The sequence below is a fragment of the Citrobacter sp. HN-141 genome, assembly GCF_033341895.1.
Lineage (GTDB): Bacteria > Pseudomonadota > Gammaproteobacteria > Enterobacterales > Enterobacteriaceae > Citrobacter.
The window spans coordinates 1-19,099 of sequence record NZ_JAWPBF010000020.1 but is presented as its reverse complement, the minus strand read 5'-3'; the positions used below and the strand labels follow the sequence as shown (position 1 = coordinate 19,099).

Genomic DNA, 19,099 nt, shown 5'->3' with positions numbered 1-19,099 from the left:
TCCTTTGACATGAAAAAACACAAAGTACAAACCGCATAAAATCCTCGCAGCTTTTGTGTTCCCTTGAGGGTACTTTTGACAATTTAACTTCCTGCTTTAGCGCGGTTGGGAACATCAATAGCCAGTAAGGGGCCGCAATCGCGGCCTTTTTGCTTTCTGGAGGATAGAAAATTGAGTCAAAAAATAGCTGTTTTCAGTCTCTCAACATCAAACCCGCTCTATGTCACCGCTATCTATAACGATGACAACAACCTGATAATGAGCATCCCGAAACCACTCCCCAACTCATTAAAACAACAACGAGTAAAAGTGATCCCCGCCATCGAGAAGCTACTTAAAGCTGACTTTAAGGTGCTGGTGGATGAAACCAGTGGGACCATTGCGAGTGAAAGCGGCGCTCACCATGTTTCACTGAAGACGCGACATACAGACTCGCGCGCAGCCGTTCTCGTCGGCATCGAGCGCTACAACGAATTGCGCCTCCAGAAAGCCATTTCTCTTCCTGAGAAAAACCCCGGCGCATATGAGATCCCGTCTTCTATCGTGGACATTGATTACAACGCCGCCGGTGACGAGGTGTATCACATCAACTGGCAGGATATTCGACCCGAGCACCTGCTCACGATCATGTGCTGTTTTGCCACGGTATACCATCCTGTCACCTCTGCTGCGTACATCAAAGCAATGACCGGCGGCGGCGAAGAACGCGAGCAGCACCCGCTATTACGCGTTTTCGGGAACCTCATTAAGCATCAGGAAGTGACCAGTGCAAACGCCGTTCCGCCATCGCTAACCGGGCAGCGAATCAGTGATAACGAGGTCATTCTATGAGTTACAACCGCCTGGATGACCGCACAATTGACGATCCTATCCTGCTGGCATTGTTTCATCAGGAAGTCATTGCACGGGCCACCAGCTACAGCGCCGACAACATCTCTTACACCATCAAGCCCGATGAGGTTTACCGTTCTGATTTGTCGGCGTTTCGCTGTTACGGTAATGAAGAATTACGTTGGGTATTCCGCCTGCTGGTGGGGCATGAATCTGAAACTGAAGCCATGCCGGTTGGCACAACGTTAACCGTGCCGCCGGTGGCCTGGATACGTGACCGGATGCGAGACTATGCGTCGGGAACAGTGGAGTTAATCAGTGGCTGATTTTCCCCGCGCCAGTAACGGGCGATACCAGACAGAAGGCCTCAGCGCGCGCGAGTTCGAACGCCTATTCAACCAGATTGAGAAGGATAAGCGAAGCAAGCGCCGCGCTGCTCGCCGCACTCTGACGCCGTTTTCACTGAAGAACAAAACAGCCGAAGATATCATCTCGCTGGGCAAGAAGAAAAAAGGCGGTACGTTCTTCACCGTCGAAGATCTAAAGGCATTTGAAGGTCGCCGCAAGGATATTCGACAGACGTTCAATTCAGGCATAGCCGGGATCACCTATGCCCAGCTCATAGCCGGAAGTGAGGCGATCGACGTTAAACGTGCTAACAACGCCGTAGACGACGGTTCCGGCATTAAGCGAGCCGTGCCTTCATCATTGAAACATAACGTCGTCACGGTCAGCGTGGAGGCCTCAGAACGCTCCGAAGACCAGCATCACCGCGTGAAAGTGCGCTTTGAGGAATGGGATTCACTGATTGATGAGCTGGGGGATGAGACTAGCGCGGTAAAAGTGACGAAAAAGCTGTGTGCTGGTCGCGTATCCTTCGATTGTGATTGTGGTCGTCATCAATACTGGTATCGCTACATCGCGACCGCCGGTAACTTTGCCCTGGCACCGCCAAAAGAATATGCCTTCCCCAAAATCCGTAACCCTAATCTCAAAGGGATCGCCTGTAAGCACGTGATCCACGCAATGACCCGACTCCAGTCGGCAAGCTGGCAATTGCGGATCGGTCAGGCCATGCTGCAGGCCGCTAAGCGTGTAGGGTTCGGTGACGACAAGCGGCGTACTACTAAGCATTTCACCGAGGAAGACCGGAAAAGATTCAACAAGAACCGTAACTCACAAACTAACCAGGGGGCGATGCGTCAGGAGTGGGATAAATACCAGCGCCGCCAGAAAGCGCTGGGTAATCAGATTGCGCGAGACAGTACAAAGCTACGCACCCTCAGCGATAAACTGCTAAAAGCCCGTAAAATGACGCAAAAACAACGGGCAAAGGCAGAAGAAAGTCAGCAAAAGCTTAAAGCCGAGCAGGATAAAAATAAGGTGCTGCAGCAGCAGCTCGCCGACCGTTTCAAGGTGGAACGCCAGGCGTTTATTGATGCGATGATAATGACTGGTGTATCACGTCAGGATGCCGAGAAGCGCTTCCTGGACTACGTGAAAAACAAAGGCAGGGGTTAATACAAAAGCCCCCAACCTTTCGGTCAGGGGGCTGTTTTACGCGTCCATGAATGAGCTGGGCGGAATGTTGAAGCGCCGCGCAAGTGCTTTCATGTGATCCAGTGTTAATGAGCGAGTCCCGTTAAGGATACGGCTCACCAGCGATTTCTTACCAATCTCTTCCTCAAAATCACTCTGAGTCAGTTTGTGCTGGTCCATCAGGACACGCAGCAGGGCCACGCCGCTTGGTAACGCTGCAATACGGTCGTTGAACTCTGCGAACTCTTCCGCCTCATCTTCATACTGGGCAATTTTCGCAACCAGCATGTCCACCAGCGGATGATCTGGCTCGTGTTCAATCAGGTATTCAACCAGCGTCAGCGCGTCTTCATAGTCCTTGCGAGAGGCATTGCCCCCCAGGAGGGGGACAATGCTAACCAGGCTGTTTGCCGCCTGGATAGCATCGGTGTACATCATTCTTTAGTTCTCCGGTAAAAATCTGTCAGCTTGTCGTATTCGGCGTGTGTGGTTATGTGCTTTATAAAGATTTTTCCACGTTCAAAATCAGCAAAAAACATCACCCTTAAATTCCCACCGCCAACATCGATCACCCACCACTTCTCCCGATATTTCATTCTGTCCAGCGAGGCAAATCGTTTCTTCATTTCGTCCGGTGAAGTGTAGTTCTCTCTCTTCAAAGTCCGGTATACGTCGTCTAGTGCCGCTGCCTGATTGGGGAATTGCCTGGTGGCTGTATCGAAAGGTGCTCTCGATACAACGTGCATCCTTCGCTCTCCTTATGTTTCCATCTTGGAAACATAATATCGCACTCCCGCAGAGTTGACAAGTTGGAAACTGAAAATAATTTGTGCCTCTGCAATTCACAATCTCCATACAGTGCTCACATACGCAAATTAACCCCGTCAGTGAGGCACAGAATGGGCCGTTTTGATGAATGGTTTGACGACACAAGGCCGGTAACAGTCACACCGGTTAGCCCTGCCGTTATCCAGCCAGAGGAAACAACCGAAGCCACCCCACCAGCAATTACCGATATGGATGAGCTGGTGGAGGTGGATATTGCTGCCCCGCAGCAGCCAGAAGAAACGCTTTTTGATGAGATAGGCTCAACAGAAAGCGCGCCGGTCGCAGCATTGCCAGGTGAACTGGCGACACGCGACCAGGACATAAGTCTGAAGCCGCGTTTTAAAGGCCACTCCCCGCTCAATTCGATGGTGCGCCAGGACTGGATGAAATTCATAGACCTGCACCCGGATAACTTTGACGCCCTGCTCTTTCGACCAGACCCCGAGGATGTGGGCGAGGTTGACGAAGAAAGCGGTATTGAAGGCCCGTCCTACACCGAACTGAACAACAACCAGCGTGACCTACGCTATCTCGATCCGGTCCCGGTCAAGGTGTTGGATTGTCCTGATGAACGGGATTCATTTCAGGCCGTTGATTCTGACGGCGAACAGGACGGGCTGAGTGATGAGCTTCAGTTACTGCGTATAGCCGCAGAAAACGTTTCTATCGGTTCAATACTCACCTGGAATGAAGAAATGGCATCCGGGAAGTTGGCCCAGCGCTGGTGGTATGTACATCGCATTTACAGCTTAGGTACACAGCACGTCGGCTCGCTGTATTACTGCATTCCTGCACGAAACATGGATACAACTGAGGGAGGGATCGTTAAATGAGTAGAGAACTTTTAGCCAAAACGCGCCAGTGGAAAAAAACACGTACAGGGAAGTTCGAAATAACCGGATTTTCCGCGATCGATGAAGCAGTGGCGCGGGAAATTAATAAAATTTTCAGCGACGTCGTAGTGACTCACCCCAACAGGGGCCGTGAGCGGTTTGCTGAGTTCCTGAAGCGTAAGCCGGAAGACCGCGTATTCGTGGGCAATTTTGATAACGTGGTTGAATTTTTGGGCGCGGTTCGTCGCGCAGCTGCTGGACGCCGTAGCATTCCATCCGATAAAAATATTAACCGCGATGCCATGCCGTTTATCAACATTTCACGGACCTTTGACGCTGACTACGAAAATAACGACAACCAACGTCATCGGCGCGAAGTAGGAGACTTAATGGCTGATGATGGCGAAACACCGATCGCTGAGGTGGACGCCATGCAGGTATTGCTAACCTACAGCGTTACGTTGATTGCTGCCGAAAAATCCACTCTCAGCCTGATGTGTAACACCTTAGCGTCATCATTACGCTGGCGCGAATCCACCAGCTTTACGGCTATCGACTATCTGGTTAACGCAAAAACGGAAATTGATTGCTCTTTCCAGGATGCAAAGGCTATCGGCTACAGCGATTTATCAACTCCGATTACCGAAAACCGGATATTTGCAGCCCAGGCGACGTTAACGGTTATGGCAGACATGCTAACCGCGTTCGAGGTCGATGCGAGCGAGGTTCGTGTTCATACGTACAGCGGCACTCAGGGTTAGTTATGGCTCAGTTACAGCAATACTTTCTTCAGTCGGCAACGCTTAACGATCAGGTCATCCCCCGAGAATGGATAAATTCGGTTCTCTATATTGAGAAAACAGCGCTTACCGGCCCCCTTCTGCGTCTGGAGGTGAGGGATGCCACGGGTTCTATTGTTGACGAATACAAAGCGGCCTACGGCGCTAAGCTGGTGGTCGAAACGGGCGATCCCACCGGCGACCGCAAGACGGTAAAAGAAACCTTTTTCGTTACGTCAGCACCGGCACAGGGCGATGTGATCCAGATAACAGCGATCCTTGACGCTCTGAAGACAATCAAGACGCCCACCAGCGCAGCAAAACTGTTTTCAAACAGACAGCCAAGAGACATTCTCAAAGACTTTGCAGGTTCTTTAACCGTTGAGGCTGATACGTTTAAAAAAGCAGGAACGTATCACCTAAATATGGGAGAAAAGCCATCGCTGGTGCTCAGCCAAATAGCTGCCGATCATGGCGCTCTGGTGTGGATAGCGCGCGGTAAGTTTTACGTGAAGGAAATGGCGCGCTTAATCAAGACAAAAGCGGCGATGGTGTATGAGTCCAATAACCCCTCAGCTCAATACACGATCAGCCGTTCCGAGCACATCAATCAGGATTTTGCCGCCACACAGGATAGCCAGTATCGCTTTGTTGGTTACTCAGAAACTGATGGGTATGTCGAAACTGGGGACGCCTCCCTGCCCGTTCGCTATGTTTCCGATGCAGATATTTCCACGCTGAAGAACATGCAGCAGGTCCTGGTACCGAAATTAGACATTGAGGTATCAGGTAACACAGATATCACTGCAGGCATGGTGATCGGTATCCAGATCCATCGCTACGACCAGAAAAACCAGGTAGATGAATCCCTCCCGAAAAACTTCATTGTTGAGCGAGTAGCGCATTACGAAGACCGCATATCGTATATCACGCGCATGATATTAGGAGTGCCATACATTGAGTAAGAAAAGAGCTGTCATTGTGGGAACTAAGCACCCTGGCGGATTAATGCGCGCGCAAGTAAGGGTTTTGCCGGATTGGGTTGGCGTACCGGATGAATCGTTACCGTGGGCGGAATACATGATGCCCATTGGCAATGCTTTTACACCAACAGTTACCGGTGATCTGGTGTGGGTAGAGTTTCCATATACCGATGTTCGGGGAAAGCCTGATACACGACGACCGTTGATTGTCGGCGCAGCCTCCGATTCGCCTGGCGGGGTTCCTAACGTTGCGCCTGAAGCGTCCGGGCAAGGTTCCGCGTGGGAGCCGCCGCCGGTTGATGGTGCGCCAGCGCGTCCACAATTCACACCAAGTGAAGATTTTGTTGTGCATCGCAATAACGTTTTTGAGGTTCGTACAGCTGGTGGCGGGTATGAGATAGCCAATACTGCAGCTGGTACGCGCATAGGCATGAATGAGGACGGTAAAGCCTACATTATCGGACCTGGTGATGTGGTCTTTGATGCTGGTGGAGACTTCATTGTAAAAGCTGGTGGAAAAATCAGCCTAAAATCTAAGGGTAAAACAGAAATAACAGCAGGCACAGCAATGGACCTAACTGCAGCTGGCAAGCTGAGCGGCAAAGCATCGCAAGTTGATTTTTCAAAATAAATAACATCAATTCTAAGGCATAATGTGATTTAATCGACCTGTCTTTATCAGGTAGGTAATCACAGGATGAAATCTCCTTTCTTAAAAAACGTCTGTATCTATCGCCTTTCGCGTGATTTTTCCCTGTCACGCGAGGCGTTTCACGAGCAATTAGCCCAGTTCGCTTTCACGCCTTGTGCAGCTCAGGATATGGCTACGTCTGGCTGGGTTAACGTTACCCCGGAGACAATGGTTGTTGAGCATGAAGGCTCTTACCTGATCTGCTATTGCAATGAAAGCAAGATACTCCCCACGCATGTAGTCAACGAGGAAGTGGCGAAGCGTGTAAACAAGGTAGAAAACACGCAAGGCCGTAAAGTTCGCCGCGCCGAACGTCTGGCCCTCAAAGATGAAGCGCTGATGGCTCTCATTCCGCGCGCATTCACTAAGTCCTCCATGCACTACGTCTGGATAGACCTGAACCTGCAGCGGGTTATCGTCGAAGCCGGTAGCGCCAGAACTGCAGAAAACATACTGGCCCTGTTACGTAAAACCATCGGTTCTCTGCCCGTTGTGCCGTTGATGATGGAAAACCCCATTGAGCTGACGATGACCGATTGGCTCAAATCAAATCAGATGCCAGCAGGTTTCACTATCGGTTCTGATGCCGTGCTTAAAGCCATTCTGGAAGACGGCGGCGCACTCCGCGTTAGCAAACAAGATCTGTTTAGCGATGAAATATCTACGCACCTGGAAGCTGGTAAGCTGGCGACCGCTGCGGGGCTGCACTGGCGGGACCGAATGTCGTTTCGGTTGATGGATGATATGACGATCAAAGCCATTAACTTCGCCGACGAGCTGCGCGACCAGAATGACGATATCGATCGTGAAGACGCTCATTCCCGGCTGGTGGCTGATTTCATACTTTTCTCAGGCGAGTTCAACGCCATGATGAGCGATCTCACCGTTGCGCTGGGTGGCGTCTGTGAACGCTGACCAATCTATACACCACCAGCTGACCTATGGCTCAGTATGTAGCGGAATTGAAGCTGCCAGCGTTGCCTGGGAAGTGCTGGGGTTACGTCCCTGCTGGTTTGCCGAAATAGAAAAATTCCCGTCTGAAGTATTGGCACACCATTGGCCTGACACCCCCAACCTGGGGGATATGACAGTTATCGCAGACCGTATCAGTTTGGGGGAAATATCCGCCCCTGACGTGCTGGTGGGCGGCACTCCATGCCAGGCATTCTCTCTGGCTGGCCTGCGCCACGGCCTGCAGGATAAGCGCGGTCAGTTAACTCTCTCATATGTGGAATTAGCCAATGCAATCGACGCAAAGCGCCGCGAATGCGGTGAAAAAGAATCAATTATCGTCTGGGAGAACGTCCCCGGTGTACTCAGCTCCGCAGATAACGCATTCGGTTGTTTTCTCGCTGGACTGGCTGGAGAAAATGAGCCATTTGAACCAGGTCAACGACCTGAGCACGGAAAATCCAGTGCTTTCTGGAATTGGAACAAAAAAACCGGTCAACACGTTCCAAAGTGGACAAAGTGTGGTTGGGTTAATGGACGACAGCGAAAAGTGGCCTGGCGAATCCTTGATGCCCAATACTTCGGAGTGGCCCAACGACGCAGACGTGTGTTTGTTATCGCAAGTGCTCGAACCGATATTGATCCCACCAAAATATTATTTGAGTTCGACGGCTTGCGCCGGGATATTGCGCCGAGCCGAAGCGCGGAAAAGGCGGCTTCCGCCCTTACTTCAAATGGCGTTGGAGTCCGAGGCGCAGACGATAATCAAGCCCAAGCAGGACACCTGATCGCTATGGCGCACGGTCAGGGCGGAGCCGAGATTAAAACAGACGACTCCGCGCCTACACTCACCTGTAACCACGAAGCGCCGATTGTTATCAAACCGTTGCCTGAAGGACATGCCGATTTTGCTCCTGGCATTAACGCCCCACACACAAAGTCTGACGCAGGCACTGATGTGCTGGCTGTTCATGGAACGCAAGACCCCGATACGCTAATAAACGTGGCTCACACATTGGGACGAAATCAAGGCCAGGAGAATGCTGTTATCGCTTTCAACAGCAAAGACTATGGCGCTGATGCAACAGATAATCTTTCTCCGACGCTTCGCGCTGGTAACAGCGTAGACAGTAACCAGAATGCTGGTGCTCCGCCAGCGGTGGCCTATAGCTGCGTTGATTCCCAGACGAGCTACCATCATGGACAGGAACATACTGTTATCGCTTTCCAGCCCGGCAACTGCACCCGCGCTGCTGGTGCGGCTCCGAGCGAAGAGGTATTCCCGACCCTCAAATCTGACCACGGCAGGGGGATGAGCGATCAGTTCCCGCACGTCGCCTACAGCCTCCAGCACGAACAGATAGACCGCAGTACGCCGGACGCAGCTACAACCGCTAATATGACGGTCCGCCGCCTTACGCCCGTGGAATGTGAGCGGCTTCAGGGATTCCCCGACAACCACACACTAATCCCCGTAGACAAGCGCAAGAAGATTACCGCTGAAGAGTACGCATATCTTCGCCACCACAATCCAGAAATGACGGCAGAGAAGGCCTATAAACTGGCAGCTGATGGCCCACGCTATAAAGCCATTGGTAACTCTATGGCAGTTCCGGTTATGCGATGGCTGATGACGCGCATTCTTACCGAATTACCGGTTAATGCACAACTGCAATCCCCCTCTCCTGAACCTAAAGCCGTTGAGAAAATGACAAAGAAAAAACGCAAAACCTCTAAGGCGGTGAATACGTCGTCTTTTGTACGCCCGTTCCTCAAATGGCCCGGCGGGAAATATGCCCAGTTGGACCAAATCATACCGTTTATTGGATCGGGTAAGCGCCTCATTGAGCCGTTCGTCGGCGCTGGTTCGGTATTCCTCAATGCACAAGGCTTTGAGCGGTACATCGGAGGGGATACCAGTGCAGACCTTATTGGCCTTTACCATGCACTACAGCAAACTCCCAGCGCGCTGGTGGATAAAGCCAGGGCAATGTTTGATGGGTATAACTCCGAAAAGGGTTACTTCGACATTCGCGAGAAGTTCAACCGTATTCACTACACACCACTGGAACGCGCTGCGGCACTTCTTTACCTCAACCGCCATTCTTACAATGGCCTGATGCGCTACAACCTAAAGGGCGGGTTCAACTCATCCTACGGCAAGTATAAAGCCCCCTATTTCCCTGCAGATGAAATGGAAGCCTTTAGCAAGCTCTCTCCTTCATGCGAATTTCACTGCCAGTCTTTCGTGGACACTATCCGCCAGGCCGGTGAAGGCGATGTGCTGTTTTGCGATCCTCCCTATATGCCGTTACCGGGTAAGGAAGGATTCACAACATACACCGGCACTACGTTCACCGACGAACACCAATGGCAATTGCTCAATGAAATGGTTGCAGCCCACCAGCGAGGCGCGCGCGTGATTGCTACGAACTCCAGCAACGAAAAACTGGTTAAGGCATACCGCAAAGCTGGCTTTAACGTGCGCGACCTGTTTGCGCGCCGCTCAATGTCATGCAAAGGCGACTCTCGTGAGGTAGCTATTGATATCGTAGCCACGCTAGATGTGGCCTAAGAATGTTTAATTTTCAACAACCTGTAACAAAGGATTTAATAATGGATAAACAAGCTTTTGCAAGCATCTCAATCGTTAACGCCATTCCCATGACTCGGCAGGCATACAACGACATGCGTGGATGGAAACTCCCTGAAAATGAGAATGGTAAAGATGAAGGATATTTAGTCGAACAAATAGATTTTAACTCTGTAGATAGTCATGTTACGTGGGTGCCTAAAGATGCGTTTGAACGTCATCATTTGGCAATGGGGGTTAATGCTGAACATACGTTGCCGTGGAAGCTGCGAGAGCTGGCAGAAAAAGCACAGCTAGACCAGCGATTATCTGGACTGACGATATATCTCGAAACTGAACATTTCAAATCTCTATCCAGCGCTCAAAGATTATTACTAAATGAGCAGCACAGGCTGATGACTGAATATTCAAACGTACTGCAAGTTCGGCTTGATTCAAATTAAGTGTTTGTCATGACACACGATGAACTCAACCAAATAGCCAAACGCTGGCTACTCAGGGCCGAAAGTGCAAAGGGACCAGGTTGCAAGGTCGCTTTCGTGGAAGTCGGCGCAGTAGGCGATACAGAGCGCGCTGACGCATGGGGTTATCGCTGGGGGGACCATGGGGGAAGTGTGCTGGTGGAGTCCAAAGTAAGCCGTACCGACTTCCTACGAGACAAACATAAGCCCCATAGACAAGCTGGTAAGGGATTAGGCGATTATCGGTACTACATTTGCCCGGAGGGAATGATTACCCTTGACGATCTCCCCGAACGCTGGGGGTTACTGTGGGTGAATAAGCGGGGTCATATAAAGCTCATGGCAGGTCATATCTGTTGTCTTGTGGGGAACAGCTGGGCAGGTAATCGCCCCCTGGTCAATATGTGGAGGCACGAATGCAACATCGATGTAGAGCGCGACCTGATGGGCTACATGGTATCCAGAGTTGGTGATCCTGATTCACTTCTGCAGGAACAACGAGGTTATTTACGGCTTAACCAGCAGCAGGCAACCCGCATCATTGAATTAGAGAAAGGTGAACGCCGTTACAGAAACGAGATTGCCAGGCTACGGCATACGCTGGAAAGAAACGACTGGCAAGATCCCACTCAGACTAGCGCCGCTATCCCCCGTAAGCTGGACCCCATACTCTAATAACAAAAAGCCCACCGAGGTGGGCTTAATCATCTTACCGTAGATCAGTTCAGTCTTTTTTCGTCTGCTTCAGGAAATTCATAACCTTTTCTGGCGGTAGTTCTGCCAGAGCCAGCAAGCCAGCTTTAACAACATCTGTACGCGTGAGGCTTACTTCCCCCTCAGCTGCAGCTTGCTGTAAATGAGTGGTTATTTGGTTCAAATAGTTATCGGTTAGTGACACCGTAACCGGTCGGCTTTTCGCGCGGCCTTTTGATGCCACCACGGGAACAACACCGGCATTGGCAGAGCCTCCAGAGATAAAAGCATCTTCGCCAGGTTTGGTTGCAGCACGGTTTCTCACAGAATCACCTCATCAACTAAATTACGAATCTCTTCTTTTGCCTTCTCGTTCTCCGCTTCAAAAATGGTTGTGCTTGACGCCCACGTGTCACGGAAAACTTTACGGTCACAAACACGGTTTGAAGCCTGAGCCATTGCCGGGAAGTCTTTCAGCACTTCTGCCGCCAGATTACCTTCATTCACAAAGAGGTTGGTTGGCGTCATATTCAGAACAAGGTACCCGCGAACCTTTTCATTGAAATCTTTAGCTGCAGTGAATACTTCACAGGTGTGCGGCACAACATCCAGATCCATCTGTGAAGGACGAAGAGGGGAAATAAATACATCAGCCGCCATAAGCCCGGAACGTAGCTCGCTACTGTCTCGCCCAGCACTATCAGCTATTACAAAATCATAATGCTGAGACATTTCTAAGAGAGTGTTTTTGATGTTGCCGGTAGCCGATACTACTGGTACGCGCGGCAAATTTTCATCACGGTTGTTATACCAGGTCAGAACTGACTTCTGATCGTCGGCATCGACAATCATAACGGTTTTCCCTAACTCCAGCAGATACGCCGCAATAGAAACGGCCAGCGTCGATTTGCCCACGCCACCCTTTTGAGACCCCAGTAATATAATCATCGTGCAACCCCGCGTCATACTGTCATATTGAATGACACTATTATAATGTGACAATAACAGAAAAAACAAACACCCAGCGTCCCAATATGCGCATTTCACAGAGTAAATCACAGACCACCTACCCTTTCGCTGCGTAACCAACACAGGAGGCGTTATGAGCGCAGCAGGAACTATTGATTCCGTTTGCTCTGGTCATGGTGGATTTCCATCCAGGAAAACAGCAGAAGCAGAGCCATTCCTAACCATCAATGGAAAGCCGGTGCTGGTGGATGGAAACCTCTTTCCCGATCACTCAGACGGCAATTCCACTCACAGCGGCGTAGCGGTATCTACACGCCCCTGGTTCACCATAAACGGGAAACCTATCGCATGCGTTTCCGATCCCGTGTCGTGCGGCTCAGTGGTAGCCACCGGCGATGATTTTTTTCAGGTGGCATGATGTTAGATAACGATAAACAAATTGATGCTTTCGGCATCCTGACGGCACAAGGCTCAGCGACCCCAGCGCCCATTATTAGTTACCGCAAAGCGACAGGCCTGTCTGACAGCCTAAAGAGTACCGTTACCGCTCTTTACCTGGCTGACGTCACATACCCTCCATCAATATCCGGGTACACGGATATGCTACCCAAATACATCAATACACTGGCTGCAGCAGCTGCGGAGGCCAGCCGATTTATTGCAGCGATTCAGGGGTACACCACGCCATCGGATCTTCTGCAGATGAAAATCGGCTGGGAATGCTATGCAAAAGGCAACCGCTTAACGCCGGTACCGCCATTTGCGCTGGTGGAAGGGTTATGTGACACCGCCACCAGTGAAAGCATGATCGACGCACTGAATCATGTTGAGCTAACGGCACTGTCAGATGCGATGACCCTCATTAACGAAAAAATGCTTGCCGCCGCCGTTCCGCCCGGAGGCGAAGGAGAAGCAACTTCCCCGCCGGTACCGCCCAGCTTTACACCAGCTGAAATTGAAGCGCTGAAAGTTGCAACTGAAACGCTTTCCCCGCTGTTTTCGGTACTTGATGCCACCAGCACAGTAACCAGCAATTACACAGACCGGGTAAATAACTCTACGGCTGTAGCCACAAAATCACTGGCTAATGCCGTAGCCATAACACTGACGGTAGGGCTAACCGCCGATCCTGTTATGTCACAAGCCATAGCGTCAATCATGCCCCCCGGCGTTATAGACGCACTCAAAGAGGAATGAACATGTTAAGTGCCTGGCGAACGCCGGTTATAGCAGTCACGCTGGCCCTACTCAGTTACGTATTGATTAAGGGATATAACGCCTATTCAGATCACGTTGAGTACGTAAAAGGTCTGGAAACCGACAATAAAGCGCTGCAGGAAGACAACGACAGCCTTGATGCCCAAAAACGCGGCCTAAGTGTCGCTCTCCAGCAACAGCAAGAGCAAAACGAAGAGTTGCGGCTTGAACTGCAAAGGCGCGCCGACCTTCAGGCTGAAAGCAATAAGAAAGAGAGTGATCTGGAAGAACAGCTAAGCAAACAGAAACAGGAAACAGCAGATGCAATTTCAAACCTTACTAAGCAGCTCCAGAAGGCGGGGCTTCGCAATTTGCGTCTTCCTGACGGTGTTATCAGGATGCAACGGGAACGCGCCGAGGAAGTCAACCGCAGAGCCAATCGTCGTGACAAAGGTAGTGAGCCTACCAAAGCAGGAAGCCAAAGCGTACCTACCGTGCCTGATTCCTGAAGATCCTCCAGAACACCTGGAACTATACCCTGCCTATACGATGGTGCTGTTCGATGCAATTGAAGAATGCAACTCGCGTAACGCAATCCGGTCTGACTACAACATGAAGCTATGATGGAGTGATGATGGGTATGGGAAAGGCTGCAGTTGCGGCCTTTTTTTTCAGACTGGGTTTAATTACGGTTACTTTCATAATGGAGCCAGTAAATACGGTTACTTTCATAAAACATCGCGCCTGCAGGCCTACTATTCAGCCCTGCGACCACCAGCAACGGGGCAAAACATGCAACTAACCGTACAGTAAACTAACCGTATACGCATACAGGAGCATGCAACTAACCGTATTATGAAACTAACCGTATTCCTCAGCTGGAGGCAGTCAGCTTTGGCGAACGGGAATGGATAATAAACTGTACCTCCCTGCCCTTCTTCGCCTCAGAGAACTCCAGATAACCAATAGACACAAGGTCAGCCATAGCGCGACGAACTACAACGTTCTGGTCGCAGACGCGAGATTGCATCGCCAGACGCTCACGTAAGCGCTTCAGTGATACGTACAACGTGCCGGAAGGCATGGACTCGAAGTAGATATACAGCGATTGAGCGGCTTCCTTACGAGATAACTCACCCAGCGCCTTTAAGCCCAGTAATACCTTATGGTCGTAGCGGTACAACTCCCACAGGTTCGGATCGCCAACAATCTCAACCTGGTCAGAGTCTGTATCAAGCGTGGCTTTCTGCACCAGGTGCGTGACCATGGCCTTTTTTCCGTCTTTGGAGCGGAAGGAAAGCGTCACACTGGAAAGGTTAAACATGGAGTCAAACAAGCGTTTACGCGCGCGCTGGTTAATATCCGTTGGACGTAGACCACACATCCTCGCAAACTCAGTAAATGGCAGGGTTATCTTTTCCGATGTGAAGCCATAGACACTGAAAGCGCTAATGATCCCTACCCACGTTTTAAAATCCGTGGACATATTTAGCTTAGCGCCGTGAATTTTAATATCTGTGTAGCCCTCTCTACGGGCCACCTCAAGGCTGGAAAGCTCATCCGAGGCATCTATGAGGAAATCACGTTTGCCGCGCTCACGTGGCGATACAGGCGTGAATACGCTAAGTCGGAGCAAAGCGACAGGCTGAACCGTCTTATTGCTGTTTGGCGTCAGTTCATAAACTGTGTATGAATCTTTTTTAGTGACAGCAAAGGGGCTGACGATCTCATTGTTATTCAAAGACATTCCTATTTATCCACATAGGGAGCTTAAAAAACAAGCAAATTATGAAAGTGACCGTAATCGGATTATGAAAGTAGCCGTATTTATTATGAAAGTAAACGTATTATTTATGAAAGCAACCGTATTTATTATGAAAGTGACCGTACGATCTGCTGTTTTCTTTACTTATATCAAATAGATACAGCGTCGGTGATCTTTATTGATCTTTTAATGATCTCTATTGGACTAAAAGAATTGATCTATCAGGTGGATATGTGGATAAACGCAAGCGGTAAACCTGCGCATCTTTCCGCAAGAGTGGAACCACAAAAGTGCAGTTACAAAAAATGCTACTCATCGTAAACATGCCGGGATATGTGATGTTTGCTGTTAAAAAGGCGTAATTGAGTAGAGAATTTCCTCTCTTCAGATGAAGAAATCAGCACTCGATCAAAATTTCTATTTTTTTTCTCAATTATTGACATTCCCGCCAGCCCTTATAAGACGTGCGTTTCATGTTTTTTACCCTTTTGCAACCTCAATTTATCGTGAAGGTCAACTCTTGAACGAAAAGTAAAGCTCTCTACAATACTTGGGAGAAGCAAGATGTGAGGCTGTATCAGGGTGCAAACCCCTATATGTGGTATTTGAAGGGCTATCCGGGACAGGTATGAAAAAGCCCGGTTGATGAGACCGGGCCTTTCAATCGGTATGAAGAGTTCGCACCTCTTCCACCGCGCCAAATGTATCTGGCAGCTCGGGTAATCTTAACCAGTTGAACAAAACGCTTCAAACCTTTTTAGACGTAAAACAGATTCACCACTGATTAAGAAGTGAATTTAGTTCCAGGTTCTTGGTGATGCTTGAACCTTACTCAAACCAAAATTCGAGCCGAATGTATCTGGCAGCACAGGTACGATAACTGCAAAGGAAAACCCAAGAGTGTTTGCAGCTAGGCGCGAAAAAGTAAGGAACCAACATGCAAATGTTGCTGTTGTTTTTACAACTTGCGCACCCTGTAACGGTCATCATTCTGACCTTGTGGGGATTCTTTAAAGGCCGCTAACACTGAAGCCTATGGAGGCTCAATATGGTCACTTTGCTACTCAAGATCGTACCGCCAATAATCGAAATTGCTATGGCGGTTATTGATTACCTAAACCAATGCCTGTAAGGCATGTTATTAGACAAAGACCCGCGCCTGCGGGTCTTTTATGACATACCACTACCATCAATGGGCAAGTCTTCTTCAGATAGACACGAGATAAATTACCTGCAGAATGATAGTTGACCAGCTACCCAGCTTGTTTACGGCATTTTGGGCATCGGTTGTCGCAGTAATACGGAAAGCTGTTATCCAGCTCGTCAACCCAGCGCTTGTGATCGTAGCAGTAGAAAACCTCCCACGGCAGACCATACTCAAACATCCATTCTTGGACCTGCGCTGTCATCGGTATTGGCGGGATCGTACTCTGGTTGGTGCTGTAGCAATTTAAGCGTTCTTCTGCCTCACGCAGCTGGCGCTCAAGGCTCGCTATTTGCTGACGCATCAGCCGCCGTTCTCTCAGCATTTTGAAGTAAATGCTCTCGTCAGTGACCGCCATCTTCCCCCCTGCATCCCGGACACGTCCCGTAAGTATCGTGCGGGAAGCTACTACACAACTCATCAAGCCAGCGTTCGTGCTCATAGCACCAAAAAACCTCCCACGGAACCCTGTGCTTTTTCATCAGCGCCATCAGGTTTGTCGGCATATCTGCCGGTTGGCATTCTTCAGGAAGCAGTTGCCCGGATAGCTGCCTTTCCATACGGTGCAGCTGGCGCACAAGTTCTGCATTATCCCTTTCCAGTTGCTCACATTTGGCCTGGAGTTCAGCTTTAGTTGGCATAATTCCCCTAAATTACGGGTAGCTCATCAGTCACAGCATTTAATGCGGAGTTGATGAAGAATGTAACGACTCCCATGACCGTTACATCATCAAGAGCATCCCCTTCAATGGCTTCGCCGTCGTCGGTTATCAACACTCTCCCCATAACACGCGCAAAGTGAGTACGACCGCAGAATGAGATCAACACCAGGTTGCTCTGTTTTGGCTTAAATGAGCGGTTAACAACGGCGTAGCCGGTTGATGTTTGTATGGTCAAACAGTTAGCATCGTTATGGCAGATATCGTCTACGGTAAGACGGCGTTCGACATAATCGTTTGCTGGTGATGGAAAGCCCACGGGAATACCTCGCACAATAATACTGTTTATGTATACAGTATTATTGTGCAGGGGCATGGTGTCAATCCTGGTTACTTGCTGTACTTCTCTTTGATATGCGTGACTGCTCGGTCAACTATGCGGATCAGGGCTTCGGCGTCGGCACCATCAGCCAAATGTGCTTCGTGTTGCGCCGTCCATTTTAATGGCTCTTTTGCTATGGCCAGCATGTCCAGCGCCCGGTCTGCACTGTCCTCTACTATCATCAGTTCAGCCAGCTCCAGGTGCTGTTGCTTCACCAGCGCCTGCACCTCTTGCTGGTGGCAAATTAACAGCTGGTTAAGTTGCTGACCATGACGGGCCAGCAGTTCGCTACGTTTACTCACAGAATGATCGCTTACAGGTTTAGTGGTGGGCGTGTTTTTGTTGTTGTTCCAGGAACCCACTTCATCATCGGGTTTACCCTGAAGCATGGCGGCGCGGCAGGCGTTAAATCCATAGATATACGCCCCCTCTTTCGTCAGTGCTTTGACGTACGCAGGTGCTTCTTTGCATTCCTCCGGCACCACCGGCGCTCTCGGTCTGCCCTGCCTATCTGACGGCGCTAACGGAGCGTTAGTCAGTGCATAGGCCAGCATTTCAATATCCGGCTGGGCTGGCTTCGGCAACATCGCTTTAATTGCTTCGATACCTGCATCATGTTCGGCTCGCTGTTCCGGCGTCATAGCTTCCAGTTCAGCGTAATGCTCAGCCCTGCGTTGAATAGCCTCCAGTACTAGTCTGGTTTTAACACCTTTCCCGAAGCGCATTCCCGGCTCCAGTAATACGGGGCATGGCAATGTTTCGGGATATTCCGGTACTACCGGCGCTGGTTGCTCTTTGATGTGCAGATGCGGCTCACCATCTTTCGGCTCAGGCCATTCGCGCTGTTTGTTAACCGCCAACTTTTCTACCATCGCCAGGGTAATCTGCTCATCACTGATACCGGCACGACGTTGCGCATCCCATAACAGGAATTGCATGTCAGCCCATTCACTAAGGTCGCCAGGTTCAGCAGCTGCCTCGAGCGCTTCTTTAGAAAGGTGCTTCAGAGGACCAACTGGACCGACATCGCCGAAAGTAGCCTGTGACCACTCGGCATGTTCACGGCGTACTCGGTCGCGTTCCGGCGCTGGTGCGTCGTCCCATTCCCTAATAACTGCCGCAAGTTTCTCAGCGTCAGATGCAGAAATATCGCCATCAATAAACATGACTGGCTGCACTACCGGCGCTGGCGGTGCTGTGTAGAGCGGAATTACCGCATCTCCCATTGGCTGAGACAGGCACTTAAGGTGAAGCTCACCCATCTTGGCATAAGCCAGAGTTTCCTCAGCGGCATAAAGCACAGGCTCAGCACCAAACGCCGCAATCGCCCCATCAATCACCTTCACTGCATCAGCCATTGCGCAGCCGAGATTACCGCCGTCGCTTTGTGCTGCTGCTTTGCTGAGTATTTCTCTTATCTGGTGCAGGCGATCGAGTGATACAGGACCGTGCGCCGGGTGGTTGTTAGTTGTCATGGGTTAGTCCTTCCCGATAACTGCGTTAATTTGATTAAGAACGATATCTGTCATCACGCCTTTCCCGTTTGCGGCAACGTGGGACAGAATTTCTCTGCGTGCGGCTTTGAGAGTTCCGACACTCACCATGACCATTTGCCTATTCTCGTTGTTTGCCGCCTGCAAACGCTCTAAAGGAGATTTGTCAGTCATCTCACTCCCCCTTGTATCTTGAAAAGTGGTTAAAATAACATCCGTGTGATTTGGCAAGGCTCATGCAGCACGAA

Annotated in this window: 23 protein-coding genes and 1 pseudogene; 14 read left to right on the top strand and 10 right to left on the bottom strand. The window is 50.2% G+C overall.

The annotated features are described in order from the left end of the window. The first annotated feature begins 171 nt into the window (after positions 1-171). From RYZ59_RS20550 to RYZ59_RS20540, 3 genes are read left to right on the top strand one after another with little or no spacing between them, the layout of a single operon-like run. Entirely contained in the window at positions 172-831 is a 660-nt protein-coding gene (locus tag RYZ59_RS20550; protein ID WP_186805022.1) for a maturation control protein, read from the top strand. Beyond that, the gene (locus tag RYZ59_RS20545; RefSeq protein ID WP_000121260.1) at positions 828-1,157 is read left to right on the top strand and encodes a hypothetical protein; all 330 of its coding nucleotides are present in this window, start codon (positions 828-830) and stop codon (positions 1,155-1,157) included. The genes RYZ59_RS20550 and RYZ59_RS20545 overlap by 4 nt, the downstream gene beginning before the upstream one ends. Further along, complete coding sequence (locus tag RYZ59_RS20540; protein WP_318050401.1) at positions 1,150-2,352, top strand: phage tail protein; 1,203 nt, start codon at positions 1,150-1,152, stop codon at positions 2,350-2,352. The genes RYZ59_RS20545 and RYZ59_RS20540 overlap by 8 nt, the downstream gene beginning before the upstream one ends. Before the next feature lie 36 nt (positions 2,353-2,388). On the opposite strand, the gene RYZ59_RS20535 is transcribed toward RYZ59_RS20540, so the two are convergent. Beyond that, complete coding sequence (locus tag RYZ59_RS20535) at positions 2,389-2,808, bottom strand: type II toxin-antitoxin system HigA family antitoxin (RefSeq protein WP_268052073.1); 420 nt, start codon at positions 2,806-2,808, stop codon at positions 2,389-2,391. Further along, positions 2,805-3,116 (bottom strand): type II toxin-antitoxin system HigB family toxin, encoded by a 312-nt coding sequence (locus RYZ59_RS20530; protein ID WP_000558568.1) that lies wholly within the window; start codon positions 3,114-3,116, stop codon positions 2,805-2,807. The genes RYZ59_RS20535 and RYZ59_RS20530 overlap by 4 nt, the downstream gene beginning before the upstream one ends. A gap of 153 nt (positions 3,117-3,269) precedes the next feature. On the opposite strand from RYZ59_RS20530, the gene RYZ59_RS20525 reads away from it, so the two are divergent. The 8 genes from RYZ59_RS20525 to RYZ59_RS20490 all read left to right on the top strand — a co-directional run bounded on the left by RYZ59_RS20525 (position 3,270) and on the right by RYZ59_RS20490 (position 11,164). Continuing rightward, positions 3,270-4,031 (top strand): phage tail protein, encoded by a 762-nt coding sequence (locus RYZ59_RS20525; RefSeq protein WP_220755899.1) that lies wholly within the window; start codon positions 3,270-3,272, stop codon positions 4,029-4,031. After that, on the top strand, positions 4,028-4,792 hold the full coding sequence (locus tag RYZ59_RS20520) for a baseplate (RefSeq protein ID WP_240498904.1): 765 nt from the start codon (positions 4,028-4,030) through the stop codon (positions 4,790-4,792). Before RYZ59_RS20525 ends, RYZ59_RS20520 begins: the two co-directional genes overlap by 4 nt. Before the next feature lie 2 nt (positions 4,793-4,794). Then, positions 4,795-5,775 carry a tail length tape measure protein gene (locus RYZ59_RS20515; RefSeq protein WP_318050406.1) on the top strand — a complete coding sequence of 327 codons (981 nt, stop codon included), beginning with the start codon at positions 4,795-4,797 and terminating at the stop codon, positions 5,773-5,775. A gap of 43 nt (positions 5,776-5,818) precedes the next feature. Then, positions 5,819-6,424, top strand: coding sequence for a baseplate protein (locus RYZ59_RS20510; RefSeq protein WP_071444875.1), 606 nt, complete (start codon positions 5,819-5,821; stop codon positions 6,422-6,424). Positions 6,425-6,490: 66 nt separating this feature from the next. After that, positions 6,491-7,399 (top strand): recombination-associated protein RdgC, encoded by a 909-nt coding sequence (rdgC, locus tag RYZ59_RS20505; RefSeq protein WP_318050411.1) that lies wholly within the window; start codon positions 6,491-6,493, stop codon positions 7,397-7,399. Continuing rightward, on the top strand, positions 7,389-10,010 hold the full coding sequence (locus RYZ59_RS20500; protein WP_318050412.1) for a Dam family site-specific DNA-(adenine-N6)-methyltransferase: 2,622 nt from the start codon (positions 7,389-7,391) through the stop codon (positions 10,008-10,010). Before rdgC ends, RYZ59_RS20500 begins: the two co-directional genes overlap by 11 nt. A gap of 41 nt (positions 10,011-10,051) precedes the next feature. After that, a complete protein-coding gene (locus RYZ59_RS20495) occupies positions 10,052-10,471 on the top strand; it encodes a crAss001_48 related protein (protein ID WP_318050415.1) in 420 nt (139 codons plus the stop codon). 471 nt (positions 10,472-10,942) lie between these two features. Continuing rightward, positions 10,943-11,164 (top strand): hypothetical protein, encoded by a 222-nt coding sequence (locus tag RYZ59_RS20490; RefSeq protein ID WP_268052069.1) that lies wholly within the window; start codon positions 10,943-10,945, stop codon positions 11,162-11,164. 49 nt (positions 11,165-11,213) lie between these two features. On the opposite strand, the gene RYZ59_RS20485 is transcribed toward RYZ59_RS20490, so the two are convergent. Beyond that, a complete protein-coding gene (locus RYZ59_RS20485) occupies positions 11,214-11,507 on the bottom strand; it encodes a hypothetical protein (protein WP_268052068.1) in 294 nt (97 codons plus the stop codon). Then, positions 11,504-12,130 carry a division plane positioning ATPase MipZ gene (locus RYZ59_RS20480; RefSeq protein ID WP_126510731.1) on the bottom strand — a complete coding sequence of 209 codons (627 nt, stop codon included), beginning with the start codon at positions 12,128-12,130 and terminating at the stop codon, positions 11,504-11,506. The genes RYZ59_RS20485 and RYZ59_RS20480 overlap by 4 nt, the downstream gene beginning before the upstream one ends. Before the next feature lie 154 nt (positions 12,131-12,284). Between RYZ59_RS20480 and RYZ59_RS20475 the strand changes: the two genes are divergently transcribed. From RYZ59_RS20475 to RYZ59_RS20465, 3 genes are read left to right on the top strand one after another with little or no spacing between them, the layout of a single operon-like run. Then, the gene (locus RYZ59_RS20475) at positions 12,285-12,569 is read left to right on the top strand and encodes a PAAR domain-containing protein (RefSeq protein ID WP_071444871.1); all 285 of its coding nucleotides are present in this window, start codon (positions 12,285-12,287) and stop codon (positions 12,567-12,569) included. Then, positions 12,566-13,348: a hypothetical protein gene (locus RYZ59_RS20470; RefSeq protein WP_318050418.1), complete on the top strand. Its 783-nt coding sequence runs from the start codon at positions 12,566-12,568 to the stop codon at positions 13,346-13,348. The genes RYZ59_RS20475 and RYZ59_RS20470 overlap by 4 nt, the downstream gene beginning before the upstream one ends. A gap of 2 nt (positions 13,349-13,350) precedes the next feature. Further along, positions 13,351-13,857, top strand: coding sequence for a hypothetical protein (locus RYZ59_RS20465; RefSeq protein ID WP_318050420.1), 507 nt, complete (start codon positions 13,351-13,353; stop codon positions 13,855-13,857). Between the two features lie 365 nt (positions 13,858-14,222). On the opposite strand, the gene RYZ59_RS20460 is transcribed toward RYZ59_RS20465, so the two are convergent. The 6 genes and pseudogenes from RYZ59_RS20460 to RYZ59_RS20435 form a co-directional block, all read right to left on the bottom strand. Next, entirely contained in the window at positions 14,223-15,095 is an 873-nt protein-coding gene (locus RYZ59_RS20460; protein ID WP_318050422.1) for a RepB family plasmid replication initiator protein, read from the bottom strand. A gap of 1,271 nt (positions 15,096-16,366) precedes the next feature. Continuing rightward, entirely contained in the window at positions 16,367-16,675 is a 309-nt protein-coding gene (locus RYZ59_RS20455; protein ID WP_081364650.1) for a hypothetical protein, read from the bottom strand. Further along, positions 16,662-16,958, bottom strand: coding sequence for an antitoxin PHD (locus tag RYZ59_RS20450; protein ID WP_318050424.1), 297 nt, complete (start codon positions 16,956-16,958; stop codon positions 16,662-16,664). Before RYZ59_RS20450 ends, RYZ59_RS20455 begins: the two co-directional genes overlap by 14 nt. A gap of 7 nt (positions 16,959-16,965) precedes the next feature. Beyond that, entirely contained in the window at positions 16,966-17,295 is a 330-nt protein-coding gene (locus tag RYZ59_RS20445) for a hypothetical protein (RefSeq protein WP_318050425.1), read from the bottom strand. Positions 17,296-18,116: 821 nt separating this feature from the next. Further along, a pseudogene (locus RYZ59_RS20440) lies at positions 18,117-18,524 on the bottom strand (DUF550 domain-containing protein); the annotation flags it as partial. 312 nt (positions 18,525-18,836) lie between these two features. Further along, positions 18,837-19,025 carry a hypothetical protein gene (locus RYZ59_RS20435; protein ID WP_318050427.1) on the bottom strand — a complete coding sequence of 63 codons (189 nt, stop codon included), beginning with the start codon at positions 19,023-19,025 and terminating at the stop codon, positions 18,837-18,839. Between the last annotated feature and the right edge of the window lie 74 nt (positions 19,026-19,099).

Bases quoted from the DNA above. Each gene is read 5' to 3' on its own strand.
- RYZ59_RS20545 (WP_000121260.1), top strand. From the start codon at position 828: ATGAGTTACAACCGCCTGGATGACCGCACAATTGACGATCCTATCCTG.
- RYZ59_RS20535 (WP_268052073.1), bottom strand. From the start codon at position 2,808: ATGATGTACACCGATGCTATCCAGGCGGCAAACAGCCTGGTTAGCATT.
- RYZ59_RS20530 (WP_000558568.1), bottom strand. From the start codon at position 3,116: ATGCACGTTGTATCGAGAGCACCTTTCGATACAGCCACCAGGCAATTC.
- RYZ59_RS20525 (WP_220755899.1), top strand. From the start codon at position 3,270: ATGGGCCGTTTTGATGAATGGTTTGACGACACAAGGCCGGTAACAGTC.
- RYZ59_RS20520 (WP_240498904.1), top strand. From the start codon at position 4,028: ATGAGTAGAGAACTTTTAGCCAAAACGCGCCAGTGGAAAAAAACACGT.
- RYZ59_RS20515 (WP_318050406.1), top strand. From the start codon at position 4,795: ATGGCTCAGTTACAGCAATACTTTCTTCAGTCGGCAACGCTTAACGAT.
- RYZ59_RS20510 (WP_071444875.1), top strand. From the start codon at position 5,819: ATGCGCGCGCAAGTAAGGGTTTTGCCGGATTGGGTTGGCGTACCGGAT.
- rdgC (WP_318050411.1), top strand. From the start codon at position 6,491: ATGAAATCTCCTTTCTTAAAAAACGTCTGTATCTATCGCCTTTCGCGT.
- RYZ59_RS20495 (WP_318050415.1), top strand. From the start codon at position 10,052: ATGGATAAACAAGCTTTTGCAAGCATCTCAATCGTTAACGCCATTCCC.
- RYZ59_RS20490 (WP_268052069.1), top strand. From the start codon at position 10,943: ATGGTATCCAGAGTTGGTGATCCTGATTCACTTCTGCAGGAACAACGA.
- RYZ59_RS20480 (WP_126510731.1), bottom strand. From the start codon at position 12,130: ATGATTATATTACTGGGGTCTCAAAAGGGTGGCGTGGGCAAATCGACG.
- RYZ59_RS20475 (WP_071444871.1), top strand. From the start codon at position 12,285: ATGAGCGCAGCAGGAACTATTGATTCCGTTTGCTCTGGTCATGGTGGA.
- RYZ59_RS20470 (WP_318050418.1), top strand. From the start codon at position 12,566: ATGATGTTAGATAACGATAAACAAATTGATGCTTTCGGCATCCTGACG.
- RYZ59_RS20465 (WP_318050420.1), top strand. From the start codon at position 13,351: ATGTTAAGTGCCTGGCGAACGCCGGTTATAGCAGTCACGCTGGCCCTA.
- RYZ59_RS20460 (WP_318050422.1), bottom strand. From the start codon at position 15,095: ATGTCTTTGAATAACAATGAGATCGTCAGCCCCTTTGCTGTCACTAAA.
- RYZ59_RS20455 (WP_081364650.1), bottom strand. From the start codon at position 16,675: ATGGCGGTCACTGACGAGAGCATTTACTTCAAAATGCTGAGAGAACGG.
- RYZ59_RS20450 (WP_318050424.1), bottom strand. From the start codon at position 16,958: ATGCCAACTAAAGCTGAACTCCAGGCCAAATGTGAGCAACTGGAAAGG.
- RYZ59_RS20435 (WP_318050427.1), bottom strand. From the start codon at position 19,025: ATGACTGACAAATCTCCTTTAGAGCGTTTGCAGGCGGCAAACAACGAG.